Genomic DNA, 12,765 nt, shown 5'->3' on the forward strand with positions numbered 1-12,765 from the left:
CCTTTGCAAAGTTTACTTGCCCCAATTGATGAATGCTTGTGTGATATTAGGATGAAGACAATTCTTCTTTTAGATTGTAAGTAAATTATATTATTTTTGTTTTTGTATTCTGTCTAGCCTTATCTTGTCATGTTTCATTATGTCGTATAGCACTATGTAGTTGCTTTTGTTTAGTTCATTTAGGCTTAAAATTTCATTGGTTCTAGTTGTGCTTATTTTGTATTTAAAGTAAACATTATATTCGTTTAAGCTTACACCTACCTTTAAATTTTCTTTTGCAAATATGATAGGCTCTATTATGTCAATATACACATTTACTTTGTTATGTTTCTTATAGTCTTCAAATTTTTTTGCATAATAAACTAGGGTTTTTTGCGTGGGTATGTTTTTGTATGCTGTGCTTTTTATTACTTTAAATTTTAGCTGGTTAGAGAACTTGTTTTCTATATTAATTTCTGATTCATCAAAACTAAATCTTAGTATATAAGCATTCTTGCTTGCTAGATCTTTTGTAATGTAGTTAATCATTTCAAATATTATTGGTTTTTGCTTGAAATTTGAACTTATATAAATTTGTGATAAGTTATTATCATTACACATTTTTGAATATCCCTTTGAAAAGAAATATACTTTGATAGGAGAAATTTTAAAGCAGGTATCATAAGGAATAGAAATGATTTGTGATAAATTCATTATAAATAGGTAGATAAATATAAATTTATTTATGTGTATTCTCACTACCTCTTTAAGTTATTAGCAATCCCTAGCATATTATCTGAGGTCTGAATTGCCTTTGAGTTTATCTCATAAGCTCTCTGTGCAACGATCATTGCTACCATTTCTTCTGCAATTGATATATTTGACATTTCAAGAATGCCTTGTCTTAATCTACCCATCCCATCGCTTCCTGGGGTTCCTGATATTTCTTCTCCAGAACCGATTGTTTCTTTAAATGCATTGCTTCCAATTGCAATAAGACCTGCTGGATTTACGAATCTTACAATCTCTATTTGTCCAAGTTCAACCGGATCAGTATCACCATTAACTTTTACAGATATTATTCCTTCTTGAGATATTGTAATAGAGTCTTTTATATATTCCTCAGGAAAGGATATCTCAGGCAATAATTTGTATCCTTGACTTGTTACAAGATCTCCATTGGCGTCAATTTTAAATGAACCGTCTCTGGTATATCCGTAAGTTCCGTCTGGTAGGAGCATTTTGTAGAATCCGTCACCTTCAATTGCGACATCGGTATTCAAATTGGTGACTTTCAGTTTTCCTTGTTCAAAAATCCTATGTGTTGCTGATACTTTTGTTCCATGACCAACCTGATTTCCAAGAGGTCGTACCGTATCCTCAGTTGCAGGAGTTCCCGCTCTTCTTTGGGTCTGATATACTAGGTCTTCAAACTCAGCTCTTATTTTTTTAAAACCCGTGGTGTCTATATTTGAAAGATTATTAGCAATTGTGTCTACATTATATTGTTGTGCCTTCATGCCGCTAGCTGCGGTCCAGAGTGCTCTCATCATAAACTAACTCCTTTAAAATTTACCAATTTCGTTAATTAATTTACCAAGGAGCGCATCCTCGGTTTGTATTGTTTTTTGATTTGCCTCATAAGCTCGATTAACTTCAATCATTAATACCATTTCGTTAATGGCGTTTACATTTGAACCCTCCAAAGCACCAGTTTTAATCTTGGGCCGTAAATCCATTGTAACATCTTTAGCTTCCCCAGATACTTCAGTTCTGTTCCAAAGTGAGCTACCCTGTTTTCTTAAAAATCTTGGTTTTTCAAAATTTACAATCCTTAAAGTATCAAGAAGTTCATAATTTTCCCAAGAGTTTTCATGTTCACTTACAAGCCTTTTGGGGTTTCCTTCAAATGTTGCATTATGAAATATTTTCCCCCCGTCTATTATTTTAAAGTTATTGTCTTTCAAATATACATATCCTTTCTCTCCAATAACAGGATATCCATCTTTTGTAACAAGTATGCCTTCTCTTCCAAGTGTAAAAGAACCGTTTCTTGTATATCTTTCACCTTCTGGTGTTTGCACAACAAAAAACCCTACATCAGTTAATGCTAGGTCAAGAGGATTGCCTGTTATCTTTATTGGACCTTGTGCAAAGGAAGTATATATTTCATTCTCTTCAACCCCCACACCAAGCTTGCCAACGACGGGCGCTATCTCAAGGTAACCTTTAGGAAACTTGTAAAGACCATCGTCATTAAGTCGCCTAATGAGCAACTCAGGAAAGGCCCTCTGAATGGATAAATCTTTTTTGAATCCCGTAAGGTCAATATTTGCTAAGTTGTTAGCAATAACATCTAACCTATGTCTTTGTGTCATCATACCACTAGCAGCAGTATAAATCCCTCTTACCATACCTAAATCCTTTACATGATTATTTTTATTTATATCATCAATGTTAGCACCAAAACAGTTATATATCAATCTTGATCTTTTTATTGATTCACATATTCTAATTGTATAAAGTTGAAGTATCAACTATTGTTATTTAAATTTAGGCTATTTCTTTTGAAAAAGTGTAAAACAAGTGTATAATTTTTGGCATAAATTTATTTTAGGAGTTTTTATGGACAGAAGGGCATGGATGGTTATATTTTGGCTTTGTTGTGCATCTTTTGCATACTCAGAATTTAAAATAACTGAGCATACAAAAGATGGTAGTGAAGTTTTAGGATATTGGGTTGGGTATAATGATGATACAAATGTTAAAAATTCTGTAATTTATGTTTATAAATACAATGGTAAAGCTTATGGTAGAATATTGAATATAATAGAAGATGGGAATATTCATGATGTTAAGAACCCTTCGGGTTCTAAAGTTGTAGGTTTTGAGCACTTGACAACCGAAGGGCTTGATTTTATGTGGGGACTTAAGTATTTTGCAAATAATGATAAGTGGGATAAGGGTAACATCATTGATCCTAAAAATGGTAAGATTTATAGTTCTGAGATGAGTGTAGATCCAGAAACTGGGAATCTTATTACTAAGGGTAAGGTGTGGATTTTTGGTAGAAGTAAGGTTTGGACAAGAGCTAATCAGGATGAAATACCAAAATTAGATGTGAAGAATATAGTGCCAGCTCCGCCTGTTGCAGAGGAATAATAAATGTGTAATTTTTATTATATATATTTATATATAGGGAATTTAAATGAAAGATAAGACCGAATATTACGATAAATTTATTTTGAAAGTACCTGACTTTCCAAAACAGGGTATACTTTTTTATGATATTACTAACGTTTTGTTGAAACCAGAAGTGTATGAGTCTTTAATTGAAGATGTACATTCTTTTTACTCATTAAGAAGGGTTGATTGTATTGCCGCCATTGAATCGAGAGGGTACCTTATTGGTGCACCGTTAGCTTTAAAAATGCGACTGCCTCTTTTATTGATTCGAAAAGAAGGCAAGCTTCCAAGGCAGGTTTTGCGAGAAGAGTATGAACTTGAATATGGAGTTGGTAGTATTGAGGTGCATAAAGATGATGTTAAGCAGCACTCAAATATTTTATTAGTTGATGATGTTTTGGCTACTGGAGGCACTGTAAAGGCAGCCGCTGTGTTGCTTGAGAAGGCAGGTGGGATAGTATCTGATATATTTTGTTTCATTGAGCTTTTAGGGATTAATGGTAGAGATGTTTTGGAGAAGTATAGTTTTAATACTCTTGTTAAATATCCTTAATTGGTCATTAAATAGGGGTAATCCATATTATCTAATTGACTTTAAATTTTATTAACTTTATAATACTTAGCTGAATGTTAAGGGGTGGTTTTGATGTATGCATTGTTAGAAATAAAGGGTAAACAGTATAAAGCTATTATGGGAGAAATTTTAAAGATAGATAAGATTGATTCTAGTGAAGGTGAGAAATTAGAATTTAGTAATGTAATGCTTGTAAATAAGGGTGGGAATGTAAAGATAGGTAAACCTTATGTTTTGGAATCTTGTGTGAAATGTACTTATATGGAAAACAAGAAGGACAAAAAGGTTATCTCTTATAGATATAGGAGAAGAAAGTCTAGTGAGCGAAAAATTGGACATCGCCAGCCTTATTCTTATGTTTTGGTTGACGATATAGTTTAATTGGTGATCAATGTTTTAATAAAGACTCGTAAAAATATAATTGTTTATATTTTAGCTAATGGACATGCTAAGGGAAGTGCTTGTGTTAATGTGGTTTGTTCTTCCTTTTCTTTTATTTTAAGGACTTTTTTGAGCGTTCTTGATTGTGAGGAGGAAGTTTTTATTGTAGATAATTCTTTAAGGGGTTATTTGGAATTTAAGGCTTATTTTGAGGATTTGAGTAAGGAGAGTCTTTTATATCATAGTATATTCTTGATAAGGGGTATATCAGATTTGTGTTTTGAATATCCTTGTGATATTAAATTAATCTTGGAGGAAATGGATGGCAACAAGTAAAAGTGGTGGTAGTTCGAAGAATGGAAGAGATTCTATATCTAAGAGGCTTGGCGTTAAGCGAAGTGGTGGGCAATTTGTGAAAGCCGGAGAGATTATTGTAAGGCAGAGAGGTACAAAGTTTCATAAGGGAAAAAATTCTGGACTCGGTAGGGATTATACAATATATGCATTAAAAGATGGCATAGTGGAATTTAAAACTTCTAGGAGTCGGAAATATATAAATATTGTATAGTATTTGCTAGTTGAGGCTAATTTGCATACATTTAAAGACTCTTTAACTGTAACTGTGTCTTCAGGTGATGGCGGTTCAGGTTGTGTTTCTTTTTTGCGTGAAAAATTTAAGGCAAAGGGAGGACCTGATGGGGGCGATGGAGGAAGAGGTGGGAATGTAATTTTTAGGGTCAAGGAAAATCTTAGATCTTTGTCTCTTTATAAGAATGGTCAAAGACTTATTGCTCAGAATGGCAAGTCTGGAATGGGTTTGAGGAAGAGTGGAGCTACTGGAGAAGATTTAATTATTTTTGTTCCTCCGAATACTCGTATTTATGATTCTTCTACCGGCTCTGTTTTGTTGGAGCTTAGCGATTTTGATGATGAATTTATTGCTTTAAAGGGTGGAAGAGGTGGACTTGGAAATGCAAACTTTAAAAGTTCTACAAAGCAAGCTCCAAGATTTGCTCAACCCGGAGAAGCTGGAGCTACCTTAAAGCTACATCTTGAATTATTTTTAATAGCTGATATTGGGTTTGTTGGACTTCCTAATGCGGGCAAATCTTCTCTTATTTCTAGAGTTACTGCTTCAAAGTCAAAAGTTGCAGATTATCCTTTCACTACTAAAATACCTCATCTTGGTGTTCTTAGGCGTTCTCATCATGATTTGATAATTGCTGATATTCCTGGAATAATTGAGGGTGCAAGTCGAGGCGCGGGGCTTGGTTTTGAATTTTTGAGACATATTTCAAAGACCAAAGTTTTGGCTTTCTTAATTGATGTATCTAGGGATGACTTTTTGAATACCTATGATATCATTATTGATGAACTTAGGGCATATAATGAGGAACTCTTAAATAAGAGACGAATAATTGTTGCTAATAAACTTGATTTAGAAGGTGCAAATGAGAATTTTAAGCAATTGAAAAATTTTCTATATGGTGAAAAAGTTTTAGGAATTTCTATTTATGAGAATAGAGGAATAGATGAGCTTATTAGGGAATTTTTTATTTTAGCTAAAATTTGTGAAAATTAATTTTAAATTGGCAATTAACATTTTTTCAAGATTTAATATATATCGTTCATTACAGGAGGCTTATGAAAATAGCAGTATTGGGTGGTACTTATAACCCTGTACATATTGGGCATATGTTTTTGGCAAAGGAAGTAGAATATTTCCTGGATGTTGAGAGGGTAATATTTGTGCCTACTCATAAGCCTGTTCACAAGCTTATTGAAGGAAATGTTAGCGTTAAAGATAGAATAGAAATGCTTAAATTGGCAATACAGTGCGAGGATCGTATGTTGATAGATGAATGTGACGTAGCAAATGGTGGGATAACTTATACTATTGATACTATTGTTTGCATGAAGAGTAGATATGTTGATGATGATATTTACTTGGTCATTGGTGATGATCTTTTTGAAAATTTTGCTTCATGGAAAAATCCAGAGGTTATTGCTGAATCTGTCAATCTTGTAGTGGTTCACAGGTTTTATGAAGAAAGAATAATTAGCCCTTTTAAACATATTTATATTGATAATAAAATTTTTCCCATTTCCTCTTCAGAGATTAGAAGTAGAATTGAGAATGGATTACCTGTTGATTACTTGCTTCCCTTCAGTGTTTTAAGATATATTCAAGATAATAACTTATATATTCAAGGTAAATAGTTGAAGAAAGAGTTGGTTTTTTTAGTTTTAATCATTTTAATAGTGATCGGTGTTGTAATATTTTTTGTTGATAGTTCCAAGAAAGAACAAGTATATTTTGAGCTGAATACTAAGAGCAATATTAGCTTTTTGTTTTTGATAGAAGATGATATTGGAAATCTTGTAAGTATGCAAGAAATTTTTATTAATATAAAAACGGGGAATATTGGATTTTTAGATATTCCTATTTATACGGGTTATGAAGATTTAAAGGGAAATGTGTCTTGGTTTGAAGATTTATATGCAAATAATAATTTTAATGGATTTTTATCTAAAATATCTAGACAATTAAATCACGAGCCCGATTATTATATCCGTTTCAAAAAGAATAATTTTGTAAAATTTATTGATTATCTGGGTGGGGTTAGGCTTCTTGTTAAAGATCCTGTTAAGGTATATAGTATAGAAAATCCTATTTTAATACCTTCTGGAAATTCTATTTTTGATGGCGATAAGGCTTATGATTATTTGAATTATTTCAGAGATATTAGGTATTTTAATGAAAGGTTTGAATTTTTTAAGGAGTTTTTTAGAAAAACTTTAGCACAATTTTCTAGTTTTGATGAGGGGTATGAATATTTTTTCAAAATGTATTCTATGCTAGATACTAGTCTTTCTGAGACGGTATTTAGATATATTTTTACTAATTATAAAATAAATAATGAGAATATTATTTTTATCAACATTAAAGGACAAGAGGAGATATTTAAAGATAATGAGAATAGCTTAATAAAGGTTATTTTTCCTTATTATGGTGGAGCAGTGCTTAAGGAAACAATAGAAAACTTAAATAGAGATTTAGTAAGTGAAAAAAGCAGGGATGAAGAGATAGTAAAGGTTGTTATTTTAAATGGAACTAAAACTTCTGGACTTGCAAGAAATGCATCTGCTATTTTTGATTCCTTAAAATTTAAGGTTGTAAAGTTTGCAAATGCAGATAGGGATAATTATTTGCATACTTTGGTAATAAATAATTCAGATAACTTGGAGATGGCTATGAAAGCTGGAGATGTTATTAGAGTGAGAGATATTAAACCAATTTCTGAAGTATCTATAGATACTTCAGGGCTTTATGGGTCTGATGTCAGTCCTGATGTAATAATCATTTTGGGGGATGATTTTGATGGAAGATATGTTAAACATAGATGATATTAAGGAATTATGCAAGGTAATATCTGATTTTGATGGAATTAGGGTTTTAGGTATTAATGTTAGATCTGTTTGCAATTGGGCAGATTTTTTTATTATTGTATCGTGTTCGTCATTTAAGCATATGGAAGCTTTACATTCTGAGAGATTGGTGAAATTTTTTAATGAGAAAGATTTTAATTATTGTGTTCAAGGCCAGGGTTTTATGTACGATTGGACAATTATTTCATGTGAAAATTTAGTTATACATTTAATGAGTCAGAAGGCCAGAGAGTACTATGAACTTGAAAAACTATGGGATAGAGGAGAGATCATTTATCCTTAGGGGTTATTTAATTAAAAAAAATAAAAATGTCGCAAGAATTATTTACAAAAAATTAAAAATATTCTAGATTTAAAGCATGTATTTTTAGGGAGGCTTAGAGGTGAATATTACAGATATAAGAATTAGGAGAGTTGATAATAAAAATCTCGGTTCTAAGTTATTGGCATATGTTACAGTTACTTTTGATGATTGTTTAGTTCTGCATAATATTAGAGTTATTAAGGGGCAGAAAGGTGTTTTTATTGTCATGCCTAATAGAAGAACTAAGGTAGGAGAATATAAGGATATTGTGCATCCTATTAATCAAAGTTTTAGAGAGATTCTGCAGACTTCTATTTTTCAAGAATATATTAAGGAAAATCCTTCAAATGTTGAGCTTGAATTAAGCTAATGGGTGTTATTGACAAATTGTAGTGTATTCTATATGCTTTTAAGTTGTATATAATTTAAGTATTTGGGACGTCGACAAGTGGTAAGTCAACTGGTTTTGGTCCAGTCATTCGAGGGTTCGAATCCTTCCGTCCCAGTATTTTTAGGTTAGGAGTTTCATTGTGGAGAGTAGTAAGATTTTAAGCTATGAGGAGCGGTTGAGTTTTGGTTCTTCATGTGCTCGCAGAATAAGATCTAGGTCTGAGATACCAGCTGTTATTTATGGAAAGGGGAGTGGAGTTTTTCATATAAAAATTAAGGACAGTGAGTTTAATAAGAAGTTTGCAAAATTTACAGATAACACTGTTTTAATTTTAAGTGATGGACAAGCTGAGAGATGCGTATTTATTAAGGATGTTAGTGAAAGTCTTACTAAGGGATTTATTTATCATGTTGATTTTTATGAGGTTGATAGAGATCAGGATATTGAGAGAGATATTGCAATTAGATTTATTGGAGCTTCTATTGGTGTTAAGGAAGGTGGAGTTTTGAGTGTGATTAGAACCAAAATTAGAGTTAGGTCTTTGCCTTTAGAATTGCCAGAATTTATTGAGGTAGATTTGACACCTATTAAGAAGGGTGATCAAGTAACTTTGGGGGATATTGTGCTTCCTGATAATGTCCAGCTTTCTGAAGAGGATGAGAGTTTAGTTGTTTTGCTTGTAAGATAAATAATTATGAATTTGTTAATAATTGGCCTAGGTAATCCTGGGTCTAATTTTTTTCATACTAGACATAATGTCGGTTTTGCCCTTGTAGATAAATTAGCCTTAAAGCAAGGTCTCTCTTTCAAGAAGACAAAAAATTATGAATATTCTGATTTTAATCTTAATAATAGAAAAATAGTTTTGATTAAACCTTTAACTTATATTAACTTGAGTGGAAACATTTTTCCTTCTGTTTTTTCTAAATTTTATATGCAAATAACTAATATGTTGGTTGTGCTTGATAATGTTGATTTGCCTTTAGGAAAGTGCAAGCTTAGGAAGGTAGGTGGATCTTCTACGCATAATGGACTTAGATCTATTTCTGAGAGTCTTGGGAGCACGAACTATAGTAGGCTTTATATTGGTGTTGGCAATAATAATAGTAATGAATATAGGCTTAGAGATTTTGTGCTTTCAAAATTTAGCGATAATGAGCTAAAGCGTATTGAGAATATGTTTGATTTTTTAAGTGAAGAGATGATGGATATTAATGAGGTGAATTTTGAACATAAGGTTGCAAGTATTAATTCTAGTAGTTTCTGATGTTTTGGAATAATATAAAATTAAGAATAGAAGATTTTTATGAGAAAAATTCTCTAACTAAAGGGAAGGTGATTGTTGCGTTCTCTGGGGGTGCAGATTCTACTACTTTGTTACTGAGCTTAAAAGAGTATTTGAATAATAATATTGTTGCACTTTACTTTGCGCATTGTATAAGGCCAGAGGTTGAGCAAAATTTGGAAATAGAGCACATAGAGAAGTTTTGTAATTTTTATAATATTTCTTTTCAAATAAAAAAGTGCAACGTTGATATAAAGAATGAGTCTAGAAAACTTGATGTGTCAGTTGAGGAGTTGGCTAGGAAATATCGCTACGAGGGTTTGTTTCAATCTCTTAGAGAGAATGATGCTAGTTATATTGCACTTGCCCATAATAAAAATGATCAATTTGAGACTATAATTATGAGATTTTTTCAAGGCTCATTCTTAGATGGACTTTCTGGCATTCCAGCCATTAATGGAAATATTACTAGACCTTTACTTGAAGTATCGAGAGAAGAGATTGAAGAATTTCTTTCTTTAAATAATATTATCTATTCTGTTGATAGTACCAACTATCAAGATTTGTATTTAAGAAATAAGATTAGAAATAATCTAATGCCTGTTATTGGTAAGATTTTTAAAGGATATGAAAGAGGTCTTAACAGAATATCTGAATTTTCAAGTGAATTTGTAGCTTATTTTGAAAAGCAAGAGTTACTGCCCTTTACTAAGGGTAATTATTATTATTCTTTTGATGCTGTCACTTTTTTTCAGTTACCAAAATATTTAAGTTTTAGAAGTATTTTCAAGATTCTAAATTTAGAAGGGATTACGTCAAATTTATCATATGGAGCTCTTGGAGAGATTTTTAAAGTAGATTTGGATAAAAAAAAGAGTAGAATTTTACTTAGAACTAATGATTTTTTTTTGGAAAAGCGCAAAGATAGAATTAATCTTATTTTGAAGCGTGTTGAGGAGTTGTATGAGCCATTTGATTTTACCTTAAAACTTAATGAATGCCATAGTTTATCTTTAGGTAAGATTTTGTTAAAATACTTAGAGTGTGAGGATAATTCTATATTAAAATTGCGATGTTGTTCTTATGAGTTTAAACATAGGTTTTTTAAAAATAAATTGCAATCAAAGAAGTTCTTTTATAAGTTTATAAGATATAATCCGCTTTATTTAATGTTGTTAGTGTTAAATAATAAAATAATTGGGATTATTGATTTAAATACTTTAAACTTAATTTGGAGTGATAAGAGCATTCTTAGAAAAATTAATATATCTTTGATGGAGGATTTTTAAGGGAATGAATATTAACAATAATAATTTGAATAATAATGGTAAATCGAATAACAAAAAGAAAAATAAGAATTGGATTTTAGGTGTTGTTGTGGTCTTCTTAGTTATAGCATTATTAATGTCTTATTTCCTGAGGGGTGGAGAAAGTTATAAGACTGTCCCTTATAGCGCATTTCAGACTTATTTAGATAGTGACTTGATTGAATCAGTTGTAATCATTGACAAGAGTCAAATTCAATTTATTGTAAAGAATCCAAATTTGGGCAAATCCTATTTCTCTACTAGTATTCCTTATCTTGATATTAATCTGCTTGCTGAACTTAGAGGCAAGAAAGTTGAGGTAAGTTCTGGGAAGAGTCAAGCGTCTTTAATTAGTGTTCTTTTGCAAACTTTGCCATGGATATTATTTTTTGTTTTCTTTTTCTTTATATTTCGTCAAACTCAAGGTGGTGGTGGGAAGGTTTTTTCGTTTGGAAAAAGCAATGCGCAAAAGTATGAGGCAGGGAAGAATAAGGTTACTTTTAAAGATGTGGCTGGTCAAGAAGAAGCCAAGCAGGAATTGAATGAAGTGGTAGAATTTCTGAAAAATCCTAAAAAGTTTGAAAAGATAGGTGCAAGAATACCTAAGGGAGTCCTTTTAGTTGGTTCTCCTGGAACGGGCAAGACTTTACTTGCTAAGGCTGTCGCAGGGGAGGCTGGCGTAAATTTTTTTCATATGTCAGGTTCTGATTTTGTTGAGATGTTTGTAGGAGTTGGGGCAAGCCGTGTTAGGGATTTGTTTGACAATTCGAGAAAAAATTCTCCTTGTATTATTTTTATTGATGAGCTTGATGCTGTTGGGAGGAGTCGTGGAGCTGGGCTTGGTGGTGGACATGATGAGAGGGAGCAAACGCTTAATCAGTTATTAGTTGAAATGGATGGTTTTGGGACATATACTAATGTAATTGTGATGGCAGCAACAAATAGGCCTGACGTTCTTGATTCTGCTTTACTTAGACCCGGACGATTTGACAGGCAGATAACGGTTACTCTTCCTGATATTAAAGAGAGAGAAGCGATACTAAATATTCATGCTCAGAAAACTAAGCTTTCCAAGAATATTAACTTACAGGTGATAGCAAGAGCTACTCCTGGTGCTAGCGGTGCTGATCTTGCAAATTTAATTAATGAGGGTGCTTTGATTGCTGCTAGAAATAATCAATCTGAAATTTTAATGAAGGATTTAGAAGAAGCTCGAGATAAAATATTAATGGGTGTTGCCAAAAAATCTATGACTATTACTGATAGGCAGAAACTTGAAACAGCTTATCATGAAGCAGGGCATGCATTGCTTCATTATTATCTTGAACATGCGGATCCTTTGCATAAGGTTACTATTATTCCTAGAGGTAGAGCACTTGGTGTTGCTTTTTCTCTTCCCAAAGAGGATAGACTTTCAATAAATAAGTATCAACTTCTTGATAAGATCAAGATATGTTATGGTGGGTATGCTAGTGAGCAGATTAATTTAGGCTTTACTACAGCTGGTGTTCAGAATGACTTAATGCAAGCAACTAATTTGGCGAAAAAAATGGTTACGGAATGGGGTATGGGGGAAGATGTGGGTCCAATATTTTTGGTAGATGATGATGCACCAATTTTTCTGCCTAAAGAATTTTCTAAGTCAAAAGCATATTCTGAAAATACTGCTGATAGAGTAGACAGAGAAGTTAAAAGGATTCTTGAAGGGTGCTTGAAAGAAGCTTCAGATATTTTGATGAAGCATAAGGATCAGTTAGTTAAACTTGCAGAAGCCTTGGTTTTAAGAGAAACTTTGACAGACGTGGAAGTGAGAGAGCTTTTAGGTTTTAAAATAATTGAAGATGAGTATGAAGAAAAATCAGAAGAGTCTAAGCTTGATTTAGTGAGTGAATAAATAAAACTTTGAAG

Annotated in this window: 16 protein-coding genes, 1 tRNA gene and 1 pseudogene; 15 read left to right on the forward strand and 3 right to left on the reverse strand. The window is 32.2% G+C overall.

The genetic code is table 11. The annotated features are described in order from the left end of the window. Positions 1 to 90: 90 nt before the first annotated feature. The 3 genes from CR532_RS04070 to CR532_RS04080 all read right to left on the reverse strand — a co-directional run bounded on the left by CR532_RS04070 (position 91) and on the right by CR532_RS04080 (position 2,393). Positions 91 to 600: a hypothetical protein gene (locus CR532_RS04070; protein WP_234416427.1), complete on the reverse strand. Its 510-nt coding sequence runs from the start codon at positions 598 to 600 to the stop codon at positions 91 to 93. 137 nt (positions 601 to 737) lie between these two features. Further along, the gene (gene flgG / locus CR532_RS04075; RefSeq protein WP_108729524.1) at positions 738 to 1,532 is read right to left on the reverse strand and encodes a flagellar basal-body rod protein FlgG; all 795 of its coding nucleotides are present in this window, start codon (positions 1,530 to 1,532) and stop codon (positions 738 to 740) included. A 12-nt stretch (positions 1,533 to 1,544) separates the two neighbouring features. Beyond that, positions 1,545 to 2,393, reverse strand: a complete 849-nt coding sequence (locus CR532_RS04080) for a flagellar hook-basal body protein (RefSeq protein ID WP_108729639.1) — start codon at positions 2,391 to 2,393, stop codon at positions 1,545 to 1,547. Positions 2,394 to 2,604: 211 nt separating this feature from the next. Here CR532_RS04080 and CR532_RS04085 point away from each other — a divergent pair, with 211 nt between their 5' ends. From CR532_RS04085 to ftsH, 15 genes and pseudogenes are all read left to right on the forward strand, one after another. Then, positions 2,605 to 3,141 carry a DUF2147 domain-containing protein gene (locus tag CR532_RS04085; RefSeq protein ID WP_108729525.1) on the forward strand — a complete coding sequence of 179 codons (537 nt, stop codon included), beginning with the start codon at positions 2,605 to 2,607 and terminating at the stop codon, positions 3,139 to 3,141. Between the two features lie 46 nt (positions 3,142 to 3,187). Further along, positions 3,188 to 3,718, forward strand: coding sequence for an adenine phosphoribosyltransferase (locus CR532_RS04090; protein WP_108729526.1), 531 nt, complete (start codon positions 3,188 to 3,190; stop codon positions 3,716 to 3,718). A 93-nt stretch (positions 3,719 to 3,811) separates the two neighbouring features. Then, positions 3,812 to 4,120: a 50S ribosomal protein L21 gene (gene rplU, locus CR532_RS04095; protein ID WP_108729527.1), complete on the forward strand. Its 309-nt coding sequence runs from the start codon at positions 3,812 to 3,814 to the stop codon at positions 4,118 to 4,120. 3 nt (positions 4,121 to 4,123) lie between these two features. Beyond that, complete coding sequence (locus CR532_RS04100; RefSeq protein ID WP_108729640.1) at positions 4,124 to 4,456, forward strand: ribosomal-processing cysteine protease Prp; 333 nt, start codon at positions 4,124 to 4,126, stop codon at positions 4,454 to 4,456. Next, entirely contained in the window at positions 4,443 to 4,688 is a 246-nt protein-coding gene (gene rpmA / locus CR532_RS04105; protein ID WP_108729528.1) for a 50S ribosomal protein L27, read from the forward strand. Before CR532_RS04100 ends, rpmA begins: the two co-directional genes overlap by 14 nt. Before the next feature lie 21 nt (positions 4,689 to 4,709). After that, the gene (gene obgE, locus CR532_RS04110) at positions 4,710 to 5,702 is read left to right on the forward strand and encodes a GTPase ObgE (protein ID WP_108729641.1); all 993 of its coding nucleotides are present in this window, start codon (positions 4,710 to 4,712) and stop codon (positions 5,700 to 5,702) included. A gap of 62 nt (positions 5,703 to 5,764) precedes the next feature. Next, positions 5,765 to 6,340 (forward strand): nicotinate (nicotinamide) nucleotide adenylyltransferase, encoded by a 576-nt coding sequence (gene nadD, locus CR532_RS04115; RefSeq protein ID WP_108729529.1) that lies wholly within the window; start codon positions 5,765 to 5,767, stop codon positions 6,338 to 6,340. Continuing rightward, positions 6,341 to 7,528 (forward strand): LCP family protein, encoded by a 1,188-nt coding sequence (locus CR532_RS04120; RefSeq protein WP_108729530.1) that lies wholly within the window; start codon positions 6,341 to 6,343, stop codon positions 7,526 to 7,528. After that, a complete protein-coding gene (gene rsfS, locus CR532_RS04125) occupies positions 7,503 to 7,853 on the forward strand; it encodes a ribosome silencing factor (RefSeq protein ID WP_199911310.1) in 351 nt (116 codons plus the stop codon). Before CR532_RS04120 ends, rsfS begins: the two co-directional genes overlap by 26 nt. Positions 7,854 to 7,953: 100 nt before the next feature. Continuing rightward, the gene (gene spoVG / locus CR532_RS04130; protein WP_108729532.1) at positions 7,954 to 8,244 is read left to right on the forward strand and encodes a septation regulator SpoVG; all 291 of its coding nucleotides are present in this window, start codon (positions 7,954 to 7,956) and stop codon (positions 8,242 to 8,244) included. Positions 8,245 to 8,308: 64 nt separating this feature from the next. Beyond that, positions 8,309 to 8,380, forward strand: a tRNA-Gln gene (locus CR532_RS04135). A gap of 24 nt (positions 8,381 to 8,404) precedes the next feature. Further along, positions 8,405 to 8,953: a 50S ribosomal protein L25/general stress protein Ctc gene (locus CR532_RS04140; protein WP_108729533.1), complete on the forward strand. Its 549-nt coding sequence runs from the start codon at positions 8,405 to 8,407 to the stop codon at positions 8,951 to 8,953. A gap of 6 nt (positions 8,954 to 8,959) precedes the next feature. Then, positions 8,960 to 9,532, forward strand: coding sequence for an aminoacyl-tRNA hydrolase (gene pth / locus CR532_RS04145; protein ID WP_108729534.1), 573 nt, complete (start codon positions 8,960 to 8,962; stop codon positions 9,530 to 9,532). Continuing rightward, a pseudogene (gene tilS, locus CR532_RS04150) lies at positions 9,532 to 10,847 on the forward strand (tRNA lysidine(34) synthetase TilS). The gene pth and the pseudogene tilS overlap by 1 nt, the downstream one beginning before the upstream one ends. Beyond that, positions 10,844 to 12,751: an ATP-dependent zinc metalloprotease FtsH gene (gene ftsH / locus CR532_RS04155; protein ID WP_108729535.1), complete on the forward strand. Its 1,908-nt coding sequence runs from the start codon at positions 10,844 to 10,846 to the stop codon at positions 12,749 to 12,751. Before tilS ends, ftsH begins: the two are co-directional and overlap by 4 nt. Positions 12,752 to 12,765: the final 14 nt, after the last annotated feature.

Source organism: Candidatus Borreliella tachyglossi (genome assembly GCF_003076595.1).
Classification (GTDB): domain Bacteria; phylum Spirochaetota; class Spirochaetia; order Borreliales; family Borreliaceae; genus Borrelia; species Borrelia tachyglossi.

Excerpts from the sequence above, each read along its gene's own strand:
- CR532_RS04070 (WP_234416427.1), bottom strand. The coding sequence starts at position 600 with ATGTGTAATGATAATAACTTATCACAAATTTATATAAGTTCAAATTTC.
- flgG (WP_108729524.1), bottom strand. The coding sequence starts at position 1,532 with ATGATGAGAGCACTCTGGACCGCAGCTAGCGGCATGAAGGCACAACAA.
- CR532_RS04080 (WP_108729639.1), bottom strand. The coding sequence starts at position 2,393 with ATGGTAAGAGGGATTTATACTGCTGCTAGTGGTATGATGACACAAAGA.
- CR532_RS04085 (WP_108729525.1), top strand. The coding sequence starts at position 2,605 with ATGGACAGAAGGGCATGGATGGTTATATTTTGGCTTTGTTGTGCATCT.
- CR532_RS04090 (WP_108729526.1), top strand. The coding sequence starts at position 3,188 with ATGAAAGATAAGACCGAATATTACGATAAATTTATTTTGAAAGTACCT.
- rplU (WP_108729527.1), top strand. The coding sequence starts at position 3,812 with ATGTATGCATTGTTAGAAATAAAGGGTAAACAGTATAAAGCTATTATG.
- rpmA (WP_108729528.1), top strand. The coding sequence starts at position 4,443 with ATGGCAACAAGTAAAAGTGGTGGTAGTTCGAAGAATGGAAGAGATTCT.
- nadD (WP_108729529.1), top strand. The coding sequence starts at position 5,765 with ATGAAAATAGCAGTATTGGGTGGTACTTATAACCCTGTACATATTGGG.
- rsfS (WP_199911310.1), top strand. The coding sequence starts at position 7,503 with ATGGAAGATATGTTAAACATAGATGATATTAAGGAATTATGCAAGGTA.
- pth (WP_108729534.1), top strand. The coding sequence starts at position 8,960 with ATGAATTTGTTAATAATTGGCCTAGGTAATCCTGGGTCTAATTTTTTT.
- ftsH (WP_108729535.1), top strand. The coding sequence starts at position 10,844 with ATGAATATTAACAATAATAATTTGAATAATAATGGTAAATCGAATAAC.